Here is a 21,935-nt window from a genome sequence, read left to right as displayed (position 1 = left end):
TTGTCAACAGATATTGATTAGATTGAAACGTAGCCCTTTACGACCTAGTCTCTATTACTGTTATTGCGGTTACTGCGATTACGACTCCAACGCTTCTGACGATGCTTTGCGATCGCCTTACGCTTTAGCTTCTCAGCCGGTGTCTCAAAATAGCGATGCTTTTTCATATCCGAAAAAATGCCCGCCTGTACAACCTTACGCTTAAATCGTCGCAGCGCTGATTCAATACCTTCATCATCCCCAAGGATAACCTGGGCCATAGTATTCTCCTTTAACGACAAAAATGGGGCAGACCAACTGCCCCATGATAGAACAGGGTCGAGTGTACAACACATAACCCGGATTAGACAGATTTTGGCTTAGAAACGACCGCCACCGCCGCCACCGCGCTGTTCACGAGGGCGCGCCTTGTTAACTCGCAGGTCTCTGCCCATCCACTCTGCGCCATCTAGGGCCTCAATTGCAGCTGTTTCTTCGTCTTCTGAAGACATTTCTACAAAGGCAAAGCCACGAGGACGACCGGTTTCACGATCGGTGGGTAGATGAACACGCTGGACTTTTCCATACTCAGCAAAGACAGCATCAATGTCGTCACGAGTGGCATCGTAGGACAGGTTTCCAACATAAATGGACATAGAGAATCTCCTAGGGTAAATATGCAACGAGTTATACGGGAGACCCCTCTAGTAATCAAATCGAAGTCTAATTGAACTGGTCGAGTTGAACCGTGAGCGTATCGTACCGAAAACCGAGTGTTGCCAGAGTAGCAACATATTGCCATAGAACTCTAGCATACCTTGTTAATGGCTGATTTTAATTCTTAATTATTGATTCCACTACCTTTTGAGAGCCCGGAAAAATCAGTCACAGTCAGGGTTAAGCGATAGCTGCCAGACATCCTTATAACCTATTTATTAGCAATCAAAATACAAATCTAACTGAGCCTTTAGGTCATCTAATGGGCTGGATAAGATATCGAAAACTGATAGCTGGCTAGGGTAGTAAACATCAACCAGGTTTTGAATAGTTTCATCGTCGGACGGGGTGAGCCCGCTAATGGTCCCTGCAATGGCATCGGCTAAACGACCGCTGCCAGCGATGATAGTCACTTGCCTACCCAGCTCCAGGTTAAGCCTTAAATCTTTCAGGGAAACCTGACCACCATTAATAAGGATAGTCATGGAAGGAAAATGCCCGGCTAAAACCGAAGAAAATCTTGCGAGCCAACGTGATTCGCTACCCCAGTCTTCGCCTGGAACTAGAAAAAAGTGGGTGTGATGAGGCTCTAACTCGACCGGAGGATACATTTGATCATTAGCAGTCTGGGGCGGCGGACTACCGATGGGAAAAATGACCCGGCTCAATGGAGCAACGCCGACCAAATTAAACTGACCGTCTACATGGTGACGTGCTTGTCCCATCATATGGATGACACCTGCATCAGTACCACCATCTAAAACAGTAAGACCCACCCTTGCAGACAGGGTTGCCAACGTGCCATTAAAAAATTGCAGCAGCTTAGTTTGGCTTTCATCACTCATGTGACTGGCTCCACCTATCACTAGCAGAGTTGGCGTAGGCCCCTGCAAGCCCGCTAGTGATAGTGCTTGTTCATAGTCAGTACCAGCGGCCACCTTAAGGATTTTGGCAATCTGCCCATTGGAAAACGTATGTTCAACGAGTTTGTCCACTGAAGTTTTGGGCATTTTGTATATCTCTTAACAAAAGCGGCCAGATGATCTGTGCGTCTAACCCAATTACACCCTCAAAATACCCCTATCCTGCAGAACCATAAAAGTTTATCGGTATCAGGATCTGGTTTTAAGGCATGTACGTAAAGAATATACGCAAAATCACACAGAGCCTGAAGCGGTTGTGCACATGATGCAGATATCCTACTGTTAGTCAATCAATTTGGTAAGTCTGTAGCAATTTAAGAACGTTAACCTTAGATGACGTAAAACTTATGCCAAGCGAGCTCGAGCTCGCTCAACATATTTTGAGAAAACATCCCAGCCATGATAGCCGCCGTTAACCAACTTTCGTACTCGTCGCCAGTCACCCTCACGAGCAGCATCGGCTACGCCACGTTCTTCAAAGTAACAAGCTAAAACCAGAGCTGATATTTCAGGGTCCATGGCCAGATCTGGGTTCCCTTCAAGATCTACTCCCAGTTTTTTGCCATAGGTGCTGTAGTTGGCCCGACCGGTTAGCTGGATATAACCACGACCGTGGTACTTGATGCCATCTCCAGGGTTGACGTTCCCCAAATCGGCTCGCTCTTCATAACGTTTCCAATAGCTCTCTCCGCCCCATTCATGGACAGGTTTAAACCCACCTGTCTCAATACGAATGGTGGCGAGGATGCCAATGAGCACCTTATTGTCTAAGATGTCATATTTTTTCATCGCGGCGAGGATGCCAGGCAAATAGACTTTGCAGTCTTCTAACGGACATTCCAAAATCTGGGACACCTCATCCGGTGTGGTGAGCTGAGATTCGGCAGCAACGGCCACACCGCCGCCAGAGCCACCGTTGGCTTCACCATCTAAAACGCTATTTTGCTCGGTCAAAATTGTTTTGAGAGCCTGAAAGTCAACGGTTTCTTGCCATTCCAGTGCATGTTGACCCAAGGGGGGTAAATTGCTAGTTACCCGAATGTTTTTCTTGGATGCCTGACGGCGACTAGGTGTGGCGGCGGTCGACATCAGGGACTGTATTTGAGTCAGGGGTTCAGCCGGACTGTCTGTTTCAATGGTTTCTCCTTCTGGAGAGGGGGGCATCTGAATGTCCAGCAAAGTCCCTGAATAACCGCTACTGTCTATTGCTTGGGGTGGTCTGCTAGCCTGTTGCTCAGCCAATCGAGCTTTTTCTATCTCCAATTGCTGGGCGCGTTCTTCTAACTCCTGATTAAGACGCATTAGTGCTTTTTCAGCGTTATTGGCCGCCTCATCAGCATCCCGTTTGTCGTCTTCTTGTTTCTCTTCTAAACGAGCAACAAACCCTTCTACATCTTTCTGAATAAAGGACTCTACTCGCTGGGCAAATGCTTTATAGGCAGCTGAGTGAGCTTTGAATTTGCGATAGGGGCCAGCCAGTTGCATATATTGCCAGCCCTCGATTTTCATGCTTTCGGCTGTACTGCGATAGTTACGATATTTGTCACCATGCCCAAAAAACTCTTCCACTGCGGCGGAGATAGCAACTGCTTGACTAACGCCAAAGGCAAGATAGGCAATTGTGCGCTCAAGTCTCTGATTGTCTGGACTTCTGAAACCCACCATGGCTGGGACCAGAACACCCCCGATGATGGTGATCATCCGGAGTCTAAAGTGTTGGTTACGTTCCTTAGTGGCTCGTCCTTCCAGCCACATAACCTGGTCTAGCCAGCGATTTTTGAGAAACTCCTTACGCAAATCCGAGATGTCCAGCTTGTCAATCAAGCCACCTAAGGTTTGCTTGAGATAGTCGCTGTAACTATTTTTTTTGGCCATCTTAATATTTTGACTAGATGCGGGTTAAGGGCAAGCTTTTTGGCAAAGGGATTCTGCCTAGAAAAATACACGCTTTCGCTTCAGGGATTAACGCTTTAATTTATAAAAATTAACTTACGAACAATTTATCTTGTTTGTTTTATTAGGACACCATCGCTAAAGTATAAATTCGATTATTTGAGATGCCATGAAGTTTTTATAAATGTTACCCGTTTGTTGAATCGCAATGATGCCTATCAACCGCGCCTGATGGTTTTGAAATGTAGGGTTTAATGGGATTGTAGGAGTTCTTTTTAGGAAGAAGAGTACTGATATCTTTTTGCCGCTTACTTTCAGTATATTCTGTGGTTTTTGCCTAGTTTCTCTTAAGAGCTATCTATCTCTGTTGTTTCATCTACTAACTCTATGGATTTGACTCTAAAAAAATTGGAGACAGAGTATAGGTCAGCGTTTGAGCATTGCGCACTTCAGTCAGATGTGGAGCCTACGGTCAGAGGGATTGTAGGGCGTATGGTGCAGTTGAGATCGCACTACGAAGCCGTTGAAAAAGCCACAGGTATGCCCTGGTGGTTTGCTGGAATTTTGCACTATAGCGAATGGAACTTTCGCGAGCCTGCTCAGTTTGAACGTCAGGTCACCGACACTCTGATTGCCAAAAAATTTCATCAGGCTAAGACTCGCACCCTGGGGGCATTTTTATGGGGCTTTGATCTGTGGAATGGGTTTCGTGGCGGCGCAGGTAAGGACTCTACTTTTGTCTGGGGTGGTACCAACGTAGTCACAGACAAAACAGCTCGCATCGGTGCTGCAGCTATTATTCACTATCTTCAGGCTCAGCAGCTAATCGATGTGGGGGATGCCCAAGGGTCTACCGAGATGTTGGTATTGGCGGACACCCTATTTAAGGTAAGCCCAGAGCAAGGCTTCAAACTACCAGAAAGTGACAAAATATTGGTCAGTGCAGGCACCCGACTACAGTTGCTGAATGATGAGCCAGACAAGACAAATCATGTCAAGATTCAGATTCCAGATGGCGTCTTAATGGGGCAAAACGATCGGGTTGATTGGTATGTATTTGCCCAGCATATTCAGCTGGAAGGGACTGAGCCGAATAACAAACCGCAAGACCCTCCGGTTGAGCCTGAAACTAAGATCGCCGATCGAGATCGCGGTCGCCCCATTACCGTCCCTAAACTCGGTACAGTCTACCTGGGCGATCCTATTCTGACTAACGGTCACTTTAGCTGGGCCGAAGCCACTAAAAATGGCAACCGTATTCCAGTCGATGAGAATGTGGTCAATGGCATCCTCAAAATCGCTGAAGCGATGGAAGAAGTAAGGGACTATCTGGGAGGACGTCCGATTACGGTTAATTCCTGGTATCGAGATCCAACCTCAAACCGTAAAGCAGGTGGAGCGACTCGTTCTCGTCATCTCTCGGGGGATGCTGTTGATTTTGTGGTGCAAGGAATTTCTCCACCGGAAGTAAACCGTAAGCTAGAACCCTGGTGGCGCGATCGCGGCGGCCTGGCCAGTGCCTCCGTGTTTACCCACATTGATGCGCGGGGATATCGAGCACGTTGGGACTACGGGTTTTAATCTGTTTCTAATCTGCGGAACTGAGTATAGACTTAATCTCAGCCTAAACTGGTAACGTATCGCTTTGGGGATTGACACACCCCTCAACCGCAGAGTACTTTCACGCTGATACTGAAAATCTCATGACATTATCCTCGTCTTCTCTGCAAGATGTCTTTATTTCTTATGGCAGAGCAGATAGTCGTCAGTTTGCCAGGCAAATCAACGATTATCTGATTAAAGCAGGGTTAGCGGTTTGGTTTGACTTTGATGATATTCCCCTGGGAGTGGACTATCAAAATCAAATTAATGACGGGATTGAAAAGGCGGATAATTTTCTCTTCATTATTTCTCCCCATTCGGTTAACTCCCCCTACTGTGCGCAAGAAATCGAGCTGGCGTTAGCCTGTAACAAACGTATTATTCCCCTGTTGCATGTTGAAGAGATTACCTATGAAACTTGGCAACAGCGCAACCCTGATGCCAATATCAGCGGCTGGTATGCGCTTAAGGAAAAAGGAGTGCATAGTAGCTTTCCCAATATGCACCCTGAGATTAGCAAGATTAATTGGGTGTACTTTCGGGAAGGAATTGACGATTTTGAGACGGGGATAGCCGGTTTACAAGCAATTTTGACCCGTCAGCAAGCCTACGTACGTCAGCATACTCAGCTACTGCAGAATGCTTTAAGCTGGCAGCAGCACCAACGTCAGGCTAACTATTTATTAACTGATACAGAGGCCCTAGCTCAGGCAGAGGCATGGTTAAACAAACGCTTCAAGGATGCGCAACCGCCCTGCATACCGACGGATTTACACTGTGAATTTATTACAGAAAGTCTCAAGGCTGCCAATGACCAGATGACTCAGATTTTCATATCCTACAGCGAAGAGGATATGGAAATTCAGGAAAAGATTCGCAAGCGCCTGATGCGTGAGGGTTTCACGGCTTGGATTAACACCGTGGATATTCCCACAGCTGAAGACTTTCAGGTAGCGATTAATCGGGGCATCGAAAAAGCTGACAATATTGTTTTATTACTCTCGCCAAATTCTTTAGCTTCAAAATATTGTCAGCAGGAGCTTGCCTACGCTCGTCGTTATCACAAACGGATCATTCCGCTGTTGGTACAGTCGATGGATGTGGCCACATTGCCAACTCATCTGCAGATGCTGCAGTTTATTGATTTTTCTTCTCTAGCGTCTGATATTCACTTCAATCGGGCAGTGGATGAGCTGATCCGTACACTGAGACTGTCAGCAGACTATGTGGAGCAGCATAAACGCCTGTTGGTGAAGGCACTGGCTTGGGAACAACAGAGACGCGATCGCAAGTTTCTGCTCCGGTCTGGGGACTTTACTCAAGCACAGGCTTGGCTATCAGAACCGGCCCCAGCTGGAAGTACGCCCACCGATTTACACATCGCCTATATCCAAGCTAGCCAGGGAGTTAATCAGTTTTACGATGTCTTTATCTCCTATGGTCGCGTTGACAGCAAAGTTTTCGCTAGCGATCTGTGCCAGCAGTTAAACAATAGAGGGTTTCAAGTATGGTTTGATCAAAACGATATTCCCCTGGGTGTAGACTTCCAGGAACAGATCAACGACGGGATTGAAAAAAGCCACAATTTTATTTTTATAATTGCTCCCCACTCAGTTAACTCCCCCTATTGTGCTAAAGAAATTGCCCTGGCGCTGAAGCATAACAAGCGAATTATTCCGATTTTACATGTGGAAGAGATTGATTATTCTACATGGAAAACAAGAAATCCTAACGGTAATGATGAGCAGTGGCAGAACTACAGAGCTGCGGGCAGGCATTCTAGCTTCCCCAATCTGCACCCCGGCATCAGTAAAATTAATTGGCTCAATGCCCGTGAAGGCCTAGATGATTTGACCGAGGCAATTAACAAACTGATAAGTTTGTGTCGTCATCACGAAGACTACGTACATCAGCATACCGAACTTTTAATTAGTGCTCTGACCTGGGAAAGACGCCAAAATCAAGCCTCTTATCTGCTGATGGGAGAAGAGCGATTAAGGGCTCAAGCTTGGCTGATGCAAGAGTTTTTAAATGAGCAACCACCTTGTATTCCCAGTCTTGTACAGGCAGAATTTATTACTGAGAGTATTAAGGCCGCTGATGGCGGTATGACCCAGGTCTTTATCTCCTATGCCGAAGAAGATTTAACTACTAAAGAGATTGTGCGCTATCACTTGCTCCAGGCTGGGGTTACGGTCTGGACTAATACGGTAGATATTCGTATGGGTGAAGACTTTGAAACGGCTATCCGGCGGGGCATAGAAGAAGCTGACAATGTTGTCTATTTGATCTCTCAAGACTCTCTGGCATCAGACTACTGTCAGGAGGAAATTCACCAGGCATTAGATCTCAACAAACGAGTGATTCCCATGGTGGTGGAAGATGTCAATCTGAATTTGATTCCAGAAACCATTCGTAAAATTCAATTTATTAATCTGGCCGACAACCAGGCGTCGGTAGATTTAGAGAAAGATATGGCGGAGCTACTACGGACAATCCGGCGAGATGCTCCGTATCATAATCAGCATAAACGACTGTTGGTGCGCGCGCTCAAATGGGAACGACAACGCCATAACCCCAGCCTGTTGTTACAGCGTCAGATGCAAGACACCTATCTGGCCTGGGCTACAACAGCTGAGAGTCGTACCCTACATGGGGCTTTATCACTACAGCTGGCGTTTTTAGATGCCAGCCAAAAACAATCTCCCGATCAAACCTTAGGGGTGTTTTTTATTCATCACATTGATGACTTTGATTTCTCTCAGCGACTCAATGAAACCCTATTAGTTCAGGGCAAAAGCGCCTGGCTATCGCCTGAAGGATCAGCTGGGGAAACGGATCGACTGGAGGATACTCATCAGCTGATCGACAATACTGAAACGGTTTTGTTTGTCATGTCACCGAGTTCTGTGCGCTGCCAGCCCTGTTTAAACCAGCTGGCCTACGCCCATTCACAACATAAGCGGATTTTGCCGGTGATCTATCGGGATGTGATTAAATCCAGTCTGCCAGAAGGGATTGAATCTCTGCCCTGGAGTGATTTTCGGCGGCATGATGGCGACTTTTTGGTGAACTTTGGGGAGTTGTTTCGGACGTTAGAAAGCGAACCATACCATGTGCGATCGCACACCCGACTTTTAGTCAAAGCCTCTGAATGGGATATATCTCAGCGGGATGATAGCTTTTTACTACGGGGCAAGGATCTAGCGGAATCAGAACGCTGGCTTCAGCAAGCCGCGAATAAAACACCGCCGGTAACAGCATTACAAAAAGCCTATATCAAGGCCAGCCAGGCACTGCCATTTAAAAAAATCAAAGTCCGCTCTGTGGCTCTGGCCACGGCTGTGACTGCCATCGCTGTTTCTGTAGTTCGGCTATTTGGTGGTCTGCAGCCCTTAGAAACCCACGCCTATGATCAGCTTTTGCGGCTGCGCCCCAATAATGTTGACCAGGATGAACGTCTGCTAATTGTTAAAGTCGATAGCGCCAGCGGTCGGTGGTTACGGGAACAAATCATTGCCAATCGCTACGAACCCGGCATTGGGACCATTCCCGACCAGGCTCTGCGGGAAGCGCTTGACGTGCTTAACGGTCATGGGGCTCGGCTGATCGGTCTAGATTTTTTCCGTGACTTTCCATCTGAGGGGGCATTAACACAAGGATTAGCCGAGACAGAGAATTTGGTAGGCATTTGTGAGACCGCCATTGATCCAGCCGCTGAGATTGGCAATGAAATTCCAGTTCCCCGTGTCGGGTTTGCTAACTTTTTGATCGACGGTGGTAAAACTGTACGCCGCCATTATCTTTATCTAGATCCGTCAGCAGCAGCTCAGGGTAGCTGTGTGTCTGAGGCATCCTTTAGCTTGCTGTTGGCCCAAAAGTATTTAGAGGCTGAAAACATTGACTACGAGGTTAACTATGGCGAAATAGACGGTGAAACGTTTATTGACACAATTGATTTAGGGGGGGTCGAGCCTCCTGCGCTCTACGGAAATGGTACGGCCTACAGTGGTAGTACTGGCGGGATAGGATGGAGTGACCTGATCGGGTACCAAACCCTACTAAATTTCCGTACCTATAAGGTTCCGGGGTCCCAGACAGAGGGGGCTCGACTCAAGGACTTTGCCCCGCAGGTTTCTCTGGATGCGGTGATTCAAAACGAGGTAGAGCCCGAACTTATTCGCGATCGCATCATCCTGATTGGCTACACGGACTTTAGCGATCGCAACTCCGACGACTTTAATACCCCCTATGGCGATTCCATCCCGGGCGTATATCTCCATGGTCAAATGACCAGTCAGCTGATCAATGCTGTTTTAGAAGATCGCCCCCTGATCAGCTGGTGGCCCTTTATGGGAGAAGCCGTGTGGATTTTAGTCTGGTGCGGGGTGGGCGGGGTGGTCTTTTGGCGATTTGTCAGGCTGGGGCCGTTGTTATTAGCCAGTGTCGGCTCAATCAGCTTATTAACCCTGGCTTGCTATGGTTTCATGGTGGGTCCGGTTGTTTGGGTACCGTGGGTTCCTACCCTGATCGGCTGGGGGATTACCGGCAGTGCAGTGGGCTATATGACCTATCGCTTACGTAAAGGGTGACTACCATGTTTCAATCTTTAACACGACTCTGGCCACGACCGCCGCAGCTATTGAAAGCGCTGCAGCCCCTCTTGCCCACCTATCCTCGACGTTCTTGTGCCCTGGGGTTAACTCTGGTTTTGGGCATCGGTGTGGTGGCACCGATGTTAAACCCACCGGTCGCAGAGGCCGCTTGTTTTTTTTGGCAGGCCTGTGCCCGACGGCGAGGCCAAGCGTCTAATACCCGCGCCGGGGGCAAACGCACCGGACGTATCGTTGGGGGCAATGACGCCTCCATACCCTATGTAATTTCCCCCCGTAATACCTGGATTCGAGAACCTGGCCTAGAACAGCCCTACACAATTTCTTGGAACCCGATAGCAGAGGTTAATAGCTACACCGTCCGGCTCTGGCGTTGGACATTTGAGCGCGACCAGCTAGATCTGGCCCTGTGGGAAACCACCGTGGAAAATACCAATCAGCTGCCGTTTCCGACTCAGATAGCCCTGGAAGCAGGACATTACTATTCCATCGAGGTTGTCACCGATACTGACATCTCGTCTAACTTGGATGATGGTTACTACGAGTCAGGGTTCCAGCTGTTGTTCGAAGAAGATTATCCGGTGTTGCGATCGCAACTACAGGATGTCACCCCTGCGATTGCAGCAAATCTCACCTCAGCTGACTTGATGGAGGAGATCGTCCTGGCCCAAGCGGGGGTTTTCTTTTTAGAAGAAATGTATGCCGATGCCTTGGCTATTTTACAGGCATTGGTAGATAACCCCAACGCCTCCGATTTGGTTTACACCGCTCTGGGAGATACCTACAGTCAAAGCGGACTCAATCAGCTAGCCATTGAAGCCTATGGGCAAGCATTGACCCTGGCCACCGCCAACAACGATCTCCTGAGTGAAGCGACAACACGAGTCAACCTCGCAGATGTCTACGCCACCATGGGATTATTCGACGAGGCCCTGCAACAGCTACGCCAGGCTCGTGGGGCCTACATGCAGCTACAAGAAGAAACAGAAATCGCCAGGTTGGACCGACGGATTGAAATTATTGATTCTCGTTTATCTCGACAAATTGAGTCCGACACTATCTCTGAATAGTCGGTATTCTGCTCCTCTATATTTTTCCCTTATCTGCCTTCAATTATGTTCTGTCTGCTCAAGCGCCACTGTGTTTTCTGCTTAGTCACCTTGCTAGGGCCAGGTCTGGCCACAGCCGCCCAAGCACAATCCATTACCGCAGCAGACCAGGCAACCACCATTCAGCAAACTGGCAATACCTACCAAATTGATGGCGGTAATCCATCCGCAGACAGCACTGTTCTTTTCCATAGCTTTGAGCAGTTTGGCTTACTCACCCAGGAAACAGCCCTGTTTAGCAACCCGATTACTGCCGAAAACATTATTGGTCGCGTCATCGGTGGCAATGCTTCTATTATCGACGGTTTATTGGCAGTAGACGGCAGTGCCAATCTCTATCTAGTTAATCCAGCCGGTGTTCTCTTTGGAGAGAATGCCCAACTCAACTTGGGGGGAGCATTCTCAGCCTCCACAGCGACGGGACTGACCTTTGGGACTGAGCTATTTGATATCCTGAGCGCCAACAACAATTTTAATATCTTAAGTGGAACTCCCACGGGCTACGTGTTTGGCAATCAAACAGCCAGTGCCGTCGTTAATGCAGGCAATCTAGCGGTTGAGTCAGGCCAGTCCTTAACGCTACTGGGAGGACAGGTGATCAACACTGGCCAACTATCGGCTCCCAATGGCGACATTTTGGTGATGGCAGTTCCTGGAGAAAATCGCGTCCGCCTCAGTCAAACCGGTTCATTACTAAGCTTAGAGCTTGAAGCCGTAACCGATATCGCCCCACCAGACTCTGGATTTACAGCCTCAACCGTTCCGGCCTTACTCACCGGAGCAAGTGCCCAGGGCATGGCTACCGACATCACGGTTAATCCAGATGGCACAGTCAGTTTGTCCGGCTCTGCGTTGGAAATTCCTGGAGATGGCAGCACAACCATCATCAGCGGGCAGCTATCTGTCGATGGCGGCGGCATCGGTATTCTAGGCGATCAAGTTGCCCTTGTCGGTGCATCATTGGATGCCTCTGGAGAGACAGGGGGTGGCACCATATTAGTCGGAGGGGATCAGCTGGGTGCTGGCACCGTACCTCTAGCAGCAACCACGGTAATTGATCAGCCCTCCGTGATACGAGCGGATGCCCAAGATCTGGGAGATGGCGGCACCATCATAGCCTGGGGCACTGAGCTATTGAGAACCGAGGGTGAGCTATCAAGCCAGGGTGGGGCGAATGGTGGTAATGGCGGCTTGATTGAGACTAGTAGTCTGGGGCTGTTAGATATCCGCACTACACCAGATGTCACAGCTGCAAATGGTACGGGCGGTCTATGGCTCTTAGACCCCGCTAATATTCGCATTGTGGCGGGTACTGATGCCACCAATGTTAGCCCGATTAATCCCTTTGACGTCGGCATACTAGCGACCGACGCCCGATTAGGGGTGGATCTAATTGAAAATGCTCTTGCGGAGGGGGGCAATGTTGAAGTACGCACCACGGGAGATACCCCAGGGGATGGCAACATTATTTTAGAGGTGCCGCTGGATTACCATTTAGCCGATGACAGCAGTCTAAGCTTTGTGGCTGAAGGTGAGATCCAGATTCTGGCTGATATTGCCGATAGCCAAGATACTATTATCATCACCGAGCCGGAAATCCCAGTAGTCTCCTTGTTGCCTAGCCTCGACAATTTAGAGCTGACACTGCAAGCCAATGAGCAAATTACGGTCACTGGCAATATTAATACGGGTGCCGGGGCGTTGACCATTGAATCGCAACAGGGAGACATCGCCGTTAGTGGCAACTTAAGTACCTCCTCTGGAGATGTAACGCTTCTGGCTCCTCAAGGTGCCATTGATATCTCTGCACCGATACAGACGTCTCTAGCGCGGCTAACCGCGATCGGTGGGGCTCCACCAGAGATTCCAGCCGGTGGCGATGTGGTGCTTAAAGCGCAAGATGCTATTTCTGTTGATACTATCAGCACCAGTTCTGACAGTGTCGGCGGTGATGTTCTGATCGAGTCACAAGTCTCATCCATTACGGCGGGTGAGATCGATACCAGTATCTCAATGTTTAGTAGCCTGGCTGGGCCGGCCGGTGATGTTGGCCTGATTGCTCAAGACGATATTGTTTTTTCCTCGATCGATGCCAGTAGCCTATTCGGTAGCGGCGGAGATGTTACTATCAACGCCTTTGCAGGTCTGGTATTGGGTATTGGCACAGTGTTACCGTCGTCTAATACGATTATCACCCAGGGTGGCGACGTTAACGGCAACATTAGCATCTTTCACGATGGCGGCAGTACGGATACGCCCTTTGTGATTGGAGGTGCCTCGGAAAATGGGACGGCGGGAGATCTGATCACAGGGACTCTAACCCTGAGTGAGATTACCTTAGAAGCATCATTTAAGGGGGGGTTAACCGTCGGCAATATTGACATTATCACCTCAGAGGGATCGGAAGAGCCCGAAGAGCCGGAAACCCCGGAAGAGCCGGAAGATATCTTTGAAGAGGTGAGAGAAATTCTGGAGGAGACTGATTGTGATTGTATTCGCAATGAATCTAGTGACTCCACAGATGACCTTGATCCAACGGTGGATACGGTGGCGGTATCTGAAGATCTGCCGGTTGTTGCAGCTCGACCAGGCCTTGCCTCACTGAATCAGCGTTTTTCGGAACTTGAAGATCGACTAACCACAGAGTTTAATGACTATCTACAGCTGGAGGCAGACCTGTCGACGGCAACAGTCGATTTAACCAGCGCCCAAAGTCAGCTGTTGGCAGTGCAGCAGAAAACAGGTAAAAAACCGGCGCTGATTTATGCAGTCTTTGGTCTTGACGGCGTTGAGGATGAGGCAGGCAATGTGCTCACCGATCCCAAACCATCAGCTCCGCTTGAACTACTGCTGATTACCGCCACAGGTGACCCCGTCTTTGTACCTTTAGGGGTAACACGGCAAGAGATTCTGACTATGGCCCAGCGGTTACGACGTCAGGTATCCACACCCAGCCGTGCTGTTCAAGAGGATACGAGCTATCTCATTGCGGCTCAAGCACTTTATCAGTGGCTAATTGCACCGTTGCAACCTCACTTAGATCAACACGATATCGACACGATTAGTTTTGTGACCGATGCTGGACTGCGTTCTCTGCCCCTGGCTGCTCTACATGACGGGAAAAACTTTATTATCCAGAATTACAACATCGGGTTAATGCCCAGCTTGAGCCTGACTGATTTAACGTATCAAGATATTAGAAATACAAGCGCTCTGGTGGCCGGGACGTCGACGTTTGCCGATCAGGCGACGTTGCCCGGTGTGCCGGTTGAGCTGGATGCGATCGCATCTACATGGACTAGCAAAGTATTACGAGACAACGCCTTTAACAGTAATCAGCTCAAACAGGAACGTCAGCAAAACCCCTATGGCATCATTCACCTAGCCACCCATGGCGAGTTTAATGTTGGAGATTTATCCAAGTCTTCTCTATACCTGCACAACGAACGCCTCAGCTTGGATCAGCTCCGTAATCTGGGTTTAAATCGCCCCTCAGTGGAACTGCTCACCCTCAGCGCCTGTCAAACAGCCCTAGGAAATCGTTCAGCTGAGCTAGGCTTTGCCGGTTTTGCTGTGCTGGCTGGAGCCAAAACCTCCATCGCCAGTCTCTGGAGTGTCAGTGACGAAGCCTCAGCAGGTTTAATGATTGAGCTGTATCGACAGCTACAGGAAAATCAGCCGATTATCAAAGCAGAAGCCCTACGCCAGGCGCAGTTGGCCATGATTCGAGGCGATATCACGGTTGATGGCGATCAGCTCCAAGGATTGGGTGGTGTCCAAAAGCTACCTGCTGAATTAGCTATTGCGGGCCAGCAAAATTTTAGTCATCCTTACTATTGGGCGGCGTTCAGTCTAGTGGGTAGCCCCTGGTAATGTGCGTGTATATACGAGGGGTGAAAGCCTCCATTCAGTCATTGAGCACGTAGGAGGAATGCCATTGCTTTATCTGTGTTAATTCAAGTTAGAGATTAGCCAAACAATGTTTGATTTACTTACAAACACGCTAATAATGTAAAAAAACACACCTGCCTAGGGGCAAATTACGGTCATCACACATCAGCACATCTACCCCATGAGCTGACCTGGTGAAACTTGAAATGAATTTTGAAGTTCCATGTCATCAGCCACATTTGCTTTACAGGATGCATTTATTTCCTACGGTAGAGCCGATAGCAAAGCATTTGCCAGCAAGTTAAATAGTTGCCTTATTGAGCAAGGTCTGGACGTCTGGTTCGATTTTGATGATATTCCCCTGGGGGTAGATTATCAAAATCAAATTGATGATGGCATTGAGCGGAGCCAGAACTTTTTATTTGTAATCGCTCCCCATTCAATCAATTCACCCTACTGTCGGTTAGAAATTGAACACGCCCTCCGTTTGGGGAAACGCATCATTCCCCTCCTCCATGTGGAGAGCATTGACCGGGATACCTGGCAGACACGGAACCCCAATGGTACCGAGGCCGATTGGCAGGACTATCGGGCCAAGGGACTGCATTCCAGCTTCTCTAACATGCACCCAATCATCAGCAAAATTAACTGGGTGTACTTCCGAGAAGGGATTGATGATTTCCAAATATCATTCAAGGGTCTGCTCGATATCTTTGAGCGCCAGCAGGACTATGTCCAGCAGCATACGCTGTTGCTGTCTCACGCCTTAGCCTGGCAGCGTCATCAAAGACAGTCTAAATATTTATTAATTGGACAAAATCGTCGACAGGCTGAAGGTTGGCTCAAGCAAGAATTTAGCCTGGAACAAGCTCCTTGTGAACCCACAGCCCTCCACTGCGAATATATCTGCCAAAGTATCAAAAATGCCAACGGTCTGATGACCGATGTCTTTCTCTCTTATTCTGAGAAGGATCGGCAGCTAATGGATCGGCTCCGCATGTCCCTGATGCGAGCAGGCTTTACGACCTGGATTAACCGTACCGATATTGGCGTGGGGGCCGACTTTCAGACGGCAATTAATAAGGGGATTGAAGAGGCCAGCTATATGGTCTACCTGATTTCCCCCGATTCCTTAGCCTCTAAATATTGCCAGCAAGAGCTGGACTATGCACGGCAGTTAAATAAAAAGGTTATTCCCCTTTTGATGCGCCCCGTAGACCTAGACACAATGTCTGACGATCTACGAGCGATTCAATTTATTAACTTTGTCAATAAAAATGATGTCGATGGCAGCGCCTATCGTCAGGATGTGGCCAAGCTCGTTAAGCAATTGCGAGAGGACAGTGATTACTATCAACAGCATAAGAATTTGCTGGTCAAGGCTCTGAAGTGGCAGCACAATGAACAAAATTCTAGTTTGTTGTTGCGAGACCATAGCCTCAACCATGCAGAAACCTGGCTCAGGATAGCCCGCAAACATCGCAAGCATAAACCCCTATCGCTGCATGAAGACTTCATTAAAGAGAGTTTACAGCAGCCTCCTAATCAGTCTATTGACGTCTTTATTTCTTACTCCAGATCCGATGCCGACTTTGTGCGTCAGCTCAATGAAGAACTCCAGATCCATGGTAAAACCACCTGGTTTGATCAAGAGAGTATTGTGGCAGGCGCGGCTGATTACAAAGCAGAAATTTTCAATGGTATTGAAGGAGCCGACAACTTTCTGTTTGTGATCTCTCCACGCTCAATCCAGTCTCCCTACTGTGCTGAAGAAGTTGAATATGCCCAGAGTCTAAACAAACGTATGTTAACGGTGTTGTATCAGCCGATCAATACTAAAGAGCTGCATCCGGCCCTGGCATCTGTACAGTGGATTAACTTCAACAGTAAAAAGAACACCTTTAAGACTAACCTGAGTGCGCTGTTGCGGGCTTTAGAGAGTGATCCAACCTATGTGCGGTTTCACACTCGGTTGCTGGTGCAGGCTCTGGAGTGGGACCAGCAGGAACGGGATGAAAGTTTATTGTTGCGGGGCAAAGCCCGCCGAGAGACTGAAACTTGGCTGTTGGAAGCCGAAGGAAAAACGCCTCAGCCCACCAGACTACAGCAGGATTTTGTAACCGCATCTGCAGCTGAGGAAATTCGCCGACAGCGATCGGCCATTCGGCTACAGCAGATTGGCATGGGGGTGATTAGTGTTGTTTCTTTGATTGCGATCGCACTCGGCATTTTTGCTAATCAAAAACGTATAGAAGCCAATAACCAACGAAAGGTCGCCCAGATCCAAAAAGGGATTGCTCAGGAAGAACACGCCAGAGCCGAGTCTCAGACCATCCTAGCCCAGACAGAAACCTCTGCTGCTCTATTCGCCTCTCAGCAACCCTTTGAAGCGCTCTTAGAAGCGATGCGAGCCGGGATTGCCATCAAAAATAATGAACGAGATGATTCAGATAACGCCCAGGTGGTGACCACCTTGCAACAGGCAATCTTCTGGGTACGCGAGCGCAACCATTTAAATGGCCATGAGGGCATCATTTGGGACACTGCTGTTAGCACCGATGGTCAGATGATTGCCTCGGCCAGTGCCGATGGCACCGCTCGCATTTGGAGCGTAGACGGGACCTCAATAGCTTCTTTGCAAGTTGAGGATACTCAGGTGCTCAGCGTGGCCTTTAGCCCGAATGGTAAGCGCTTGGCCATTGGGCTAGAAAATAGCCAGATTCAAATTTGGCAATTGGGAGAACAGCAAAACCTGCTAACCACCCTGGCAGGCCATACAGGCCCAGTAACATCCTTGGCATTTGCACCAGATGGGCAAAAACTAGCATCAGCCAGTGAAGATAAGACTGTGCGGCTATGGCAGCAAAATGGGACTCCCATCAAGACATTGACTCCCCACATTGCCGCTGTGCGTACAGTGGAATTTAGCCCTGATGGCAAGATGTTAGCTTCAGGAGCCGATGACCGCACCATTCGCCTGTATACTCCTGATGGCAAACTGTTACACACGTTGCGGGGGCACAATGCCCAGGTCAAGGGGCTGGCCTTTAGTCCCGATAGTTCCATGGTGGCATCAGCTAGTTGGGATGAAACCATTCGTCTCTGGAATACAAAGGGACAGTTTATTCGAGACATTCGCGGCCATAATGCATTGGTATACGATGTGAGCTTTAGCCCAGACGGTCAGTTTTTGGCTTCTGGCAGCTGGGATAAAACGGTCAGAACCTGGACCTTAGCCGGAGAACCTATTTCCACTGTCTTTGGCCACAGCGCCCAGATCCATCGGGTGCATTTCAACCAAGAGGGCTTGCTGATTTCGGCTGGTGGCGATCGCACTATCCGTCTTTGGGAGCTAGACCGCCCGCTGATTACCTCCCTCAGGGACCACCAGGCCAATGTTTATAGCGTTGTTTTTTCTCCCGATGATCAGGTGATTGCATCTGCGGGCGCTGATAACAAGATTCGCTTGTGGGATCGAGACGGGAAATCCTTAAAGGTATTGCCTGGTCACGACTCGGTGATCTGGAATTTGAGCTATAGCCCAGATGGAGAGATACTGGCATCAGCAAGTTCGGACTATACGGTAAAACTGTGGGATCGTACCGGTAAGTTAGTGACCACCTTGGCAGATCACAAAGGACCGGTCTACGCTGTGGCCTTTAGTACCGATGGTCAGCTGATTGCAACGGGAGCTGCCGATCGCACCGTTCGCATCTGGCGACGAGACGGTACCTTGCTCACCAAAATTGTAGATTTACCCAAGGATGTATTGAGCCTCTCCTTTAGTCTTGATGGCAAGACCCTCGCTACGTCTGGTTGGGAACACTTTGTAAGCCTGTGGAACCTGGACGGGAAGCTGGCAACGGCAGCAGCCCAACAGCAGGGAGAGGTCTACCAAATCATGTACGACCCCGACAATAAAATTGTTGCCAGGGATAATTTAGAAGGACAATCACCCCAGAAATTAGAAGGCCATCAAGGATGGGTGCACGACGTTGTTTACAGTGCTGATGGTAACACCCTGGCCACAGCCAGTGCCGATGGTACCGCTAAGCTTTGGAGCGCGGAGGGGAAATTGCTTAAAACTTTAGAGGGTCATCAGGACGGTGTGGTATCGATTCGATTTAGCCATGGGGATGACTTGATTGCCACCGGCAGCTATGACCATACAGTAAAGCTGTGGTCGGCATCAACTGGAAATCTGTTGACCACCCTGCGAGGTCATCAAGATCGGGTAACAAATCTCACCATGAGCCGAGATAAAAAGCTGATCGCCACTGTGGGAGAAGATGATCGATTGTTGTTATGGGATTTGGATTTAGATATTAGCGGCGGTCAGACCCAGTTGTTGGAGCGGTTATTAAACCAAAGCTGCGAGTGGTTAGAGAACTATTTGCAAACTCACGATCAGACTGCTGAAGAGATTCAAACCTACTGTAGCAAGGTGTTGTAGTGCCGTCAGGCTGGGACATAGGTGGATGGCTGTCTCTATCAGAGAGAGTCCTAACGGAGGGGCGATAGACGGATCGGCACACAGCGTTGTAGCTCTTGCATCAGGCGATAAGCTTGGTAGTCATAGAGGGCCAGTTGCAAGGTGTTGGGCAGGGTTGCCATCAGCTGGTGGCAGCGTTTTAGTTCTACATTGGATAGCTTGGCTAAGAGTGTACAGGCTTCCGCAAGCATATTGGGATTGAGGGGAGGATCGACCTCCAACAGCCACTGACGTGGCGAGGTCATTTCTCCTCGTTCAATACGGCGCAATCCATTGATCGACGAAAGGACATACAGTTTGTCCCTGAGATGAACCCGCAGGTCATCCGACGGCATGGGATAGTCTTGATATTGGCGGTTAGGCTGAGACTGACGCAACAGAATGGGAACCACACCATAGCCATAGGCAATTTCTGCCAGGGGTTTATTGTTTAAGGTGTCGCCATATTCAATGGTGTATTCCGTAATCAGAATCGTCTGATGATTGAGTCGAAAGAGCCCTAAAATATTTTCGCCAAAGGCAGCCCCGGCAAAGGCTTCTGCGGATAGAGCATAGACTGAAAACGAACGGGCCTGGGGCAAAAAGGATTTGATATTGTCACTAAAGAGTTGACTCAGTGTACGAATTACTGGGGTAAACGGACGATTTTCACTGGCCAATGCTTCTGCGGCCAGCAGCGCCACCTCTAAGTTGAGCACTGGATCGTCGGTGACGGCAATGACACTACGCGCCGTGGAGAGATTGGCCTCTTGTAGCTGCTGCAACATCGGGCCTTCTAACAGGGGAATTTGGTTACGCAGGGCCGGACTGTCTAAATGATGGGTAATGGCCACTAGTGGCTGCCGCAGGTCGTGCAAAATCCGGGTAACGCGTTTGCCCACTCGCCCCAGACCCACCACGATGACATGGTCTTTTTTAGGTACTTTGGGCCGCCGCTGCAAAAATTCAAATCGTGAGCTGAGGAGCTGGTCCGCCAGCAGACCCAGGACACCAATCACCATCAGCAGACTGGTAATCGCAATAATCAAACAGGCAATTAGCACCCAGCCTTGGGCACCACTGTCTTCAAAACCACCAAAAACATCACCATAGCCGCCAAGGATAAGAATGGCCCCTAGCACAATCGCTTTAGTAAAGCTGATGGTAGGGATATTTAGATACAGCAGAATGGTGCCGGTAATCCAAAGCACAAAGCCGGTAGAAAACGCGATCGCAATCATGCGCCGTAACGACTGCTGATCAGCACTGCGCCAAAAGGTCCACAGCCGCCGCCGCCATTCACCATCCAGCACATCCCGAATTCCCTGACGGAGTTTATACCAGGGATCGGAGCGTTTAGGTAGATGCTCAATCTGACTGGGGGTGAGGGTTTGCACCTCCACGTAGGCCACCGTATCCCCAGCCTGCACCCGCACATGGGGCTGCCAGCGGTGAAACATAGATGAGGCCGTGGTGGCCCAGCCGATGGGCTGATGAGGGTTGCTAAAGGGTTTGAGATTGAGCAGCCGCATCTGCTGTCGGTGCAGACGATGCACCGGCATATTGCAATATTGAGGATCTCTGGCAGTAATCTGTCGTTCGACCACCCGAAACTGAAACGTGCCGATATTGAAGACACTCAGGGTATTATCCTCCAGACCTGCCAGGGCAAAGGTCATGGCAGGTAGCTCGTTGGCATCCAAGGCCACAAATCGACCCAGCTGCCGACTGAGTAACTGATTTAAGCCTTGACGAGACGACCGCACGACAAGGTGTACCTTCGGGTTTAGCCGCCGTACTGCGATCGCTGTTTGCACATTGATACTTTCATCACTGGTAACAATCAGTACCGCTCGACACTTCTCAAGACCCGCCTGTTGCAGAATATGGTCACGACGACAGTCGCCAATGATGGGGGATTGATTGAGCATACTGGGCAGGTCTTCTACCTCCCATTCATTGATCGGATGTCGATCAATGCCAGCAATTTGCACCTCAAACGAATCAAAACTAAACTTCGTTAAATTGAGAATAATCTGCTGACCTAAGCTGCCCAGACCGCACACAATAAAATGGTCTTGATGCACCCCGGCTGAAGACGGCAAATCGGGGATATAGGTTCTAGGATTCAGTTCGCCGTTATCACCGGGCATAGATTGTCCAATGTATGTATCCGCCATTATCAGCCACCAAGGGGATATCAACGGGGTTCTGATACAGTAGCTTTAGATATCCTAGCGCTGCTCAATGCCATCATCTGAAAATCCTCTGCCGCCAGACTTGCAACGCGACATTCGGGCGGGGCGTAAGTTTAGTTTGAGTGAGGCCATTGGTCGTGAAGGGGGCTCATTTCTCAAGGGTAGCCAGGCGATGGTGCCCCGGCCCCTGCGGGCGCTAGCAGTAATTAATGGATTTATTGATCGCCACTTGGATGATACCAACGGGGCGCTGCAGCCCTGTCTTAAACGGTGGATCAAGACAGATGTACGAGTAGGTAAATATCTTGATGAGCCACTGCTGGCTTTGCGATCGCTAATGACAGATATTGTGCAGCAGCCTCAGGTACTGTACGAATTTGCCCGTCAGGTGGCCGTGGAATGGGGTCAGATGAACGGCGAACGGCCCTATTTTCAGAAACCTGGAGCTGAGCCCCATCCAGAGGTGGCCTATTCCCACCAACGGATTCAGGAGATATTGGCAGCCTTGTTGGAGCAGCTACCCGTGGGCTAGCCCATAG

At 49.2% G+C, this 21,935-nt stretch carries 11 protein-coding genes; 6 read left to right on the top strand and 5 right to left on the bottom strand.

Annotated features, from left to right (window positions below):
- Positions 1–44: 44 nt before the first annotated feature.
- The 4 genes from rpsU to N836_RS69170 form a co-directional block, all read right to left on the bottom strand.
- Complete coding sequence (gene rpsU, locus N836_RS69185; RefSeq protein WP_023076438.1) at positions 45–260, bottom strand: 30S ribosomal protein S21; 216 nt, start codon at positions 258–260, stop codon at positions 45–47.
- A gap of 99 nt (positions 261–359) precedes the next feature.
- Entirely contained in the window at positions 360–635 is a 276-nt protein-coding gene (locus tag N836_RS69180) for an RNA recognition motif domain-containing protein (RefSeq protein WP_023076437.1), read from the bottom strand.
- Positions 636–914: 279 nt separating this feature from the next.
- Positions 915–1,706, bottom strand: coding sequence for a hypothetical protein (locus tag N836_RS69175; RefSeq protein WP_023076436.1), 792 nt, complete (start codon positions 1,704–1,706; stop codon positions 915–917).
- 258 nt (positions 1,707–1,964) lie between these two features.
- Positions 1,965–3,494 (bottom strand): DUF4231 domain-containing protein, encoded by a 1,530-nt coding sequence (locus tag N836_RS69170; RefSeq protein ID WP_023076435.1) that lies wholly within the window; start codon positions 3,492–3,494, stop codon positions 1,965–1,967.
- Between the two features lie 405 nt (positions 3,495–3,899).
- Between N836_RS69170 and N836_RS69165 the strand changes: the two genes are divergently transcribed.
- From N836_RS69165 to N836_RS69155, 5 genes are all read left to right on the top strand, one after another.
- A complete protein-coding gene (locus N836_RS69165; protein WP_031294437.1) occupies positions 3,900–5,093 on the top strand; it encodes a D-Ala-D-Ala carboxypeptidase family metallohydrolase in 1,194 nt (397 codons plus the stop codon).
- 122 nt (positions 5,094–5,215) lie between these two features.
- Positions 5,216–9,706, top strand: a complete 4,491-nt coding sequence (locus N836_RS0139665; RefSeq protein WP_023076433.1) for a TIR domain-containing protein — start codon at positions 5,216–5,218, stop codon at positions 9,704–9,706.
- A 5-nt stretch (positions 9,707–9,711) separates the two neighbouring features.
- A complete protein-coding gene (locus N836_RS69160) occupies positions 9,712–10,797 on the top strand; it encodes a tetratricopeptide repeat protein (RefSeq protein ID WP_023076432.1) in 1,086 nt (361 codons plus the stop codon).
- Positions 10,798–10,842: 45 nt separating this feature from the next.
- Positions 10,843–14,709: a CHAT domain-containing protein gene (locus N836_RS73975; protein WP_023076431.1), complete on the top strand. Its 3,867-nt coding sequence runs from the start codon at positions 10,843–10,845 to the stop codon at positions 14,707–14,709.
- A 241-nt stretch (positions 14,710–14,950) separates the two neighbouring features.
- Positions 14,951–19,180, top strand: a complete 4,230-nt coding sequence (locus N836_RS69155) for a TIR domain-containing protein (protein WP_023076430.1) — start codon at positions 14,951–14,953, stop codon at positions 19,178–19,180.
- 50 nt (positions 19,181–19,230) lie between these two features.
- On the opposite strand, the gene N836_RS69150 is transcribed toward N836_RS69155, so the two are convergent.
- Positions 19,231–21,378, bottom strand: a complete 2,148-nt coding sequence (locus N836_RS69150) for an NAD-binding protein (protein WP_023076429.1) — start codon at positions 21,376–21,378, stop codon at positions 19,231–19,233.
- 67 nt (positions 21,379–21,445) lie between these two features.
- On the opposite strand from N836_RS69150, the gene N836_RS69145 reads away from it, so the two are divergent.
- Complete coding sequence (locus N836_RS69145; RefSeq protein ID WP_023076428.1) at positions 21,446–21,928, top strand: hypothetical protein; 483 nt, start codon at positions 21,446–21,448, stop codon at positions 21,926–21,928.
- Positions 21,929–21,935: the final 7 nt, after the last annotated feature.

The sequence above is a fragment of the Leptolyngbya sp. Heron Island J genome, assembly GCF_000482245.1.
Taxonomy (GTDB): Bacteria; Cyanobacteriota; Cyanobacteriia; order Phormidesmidales; family Phormidesmidaceae; genus Leptothoe.
Note: the sequence above shows the minus strand (reverse complement) of the source record. Positions and strands in the feature narration are given on the sequence as shown.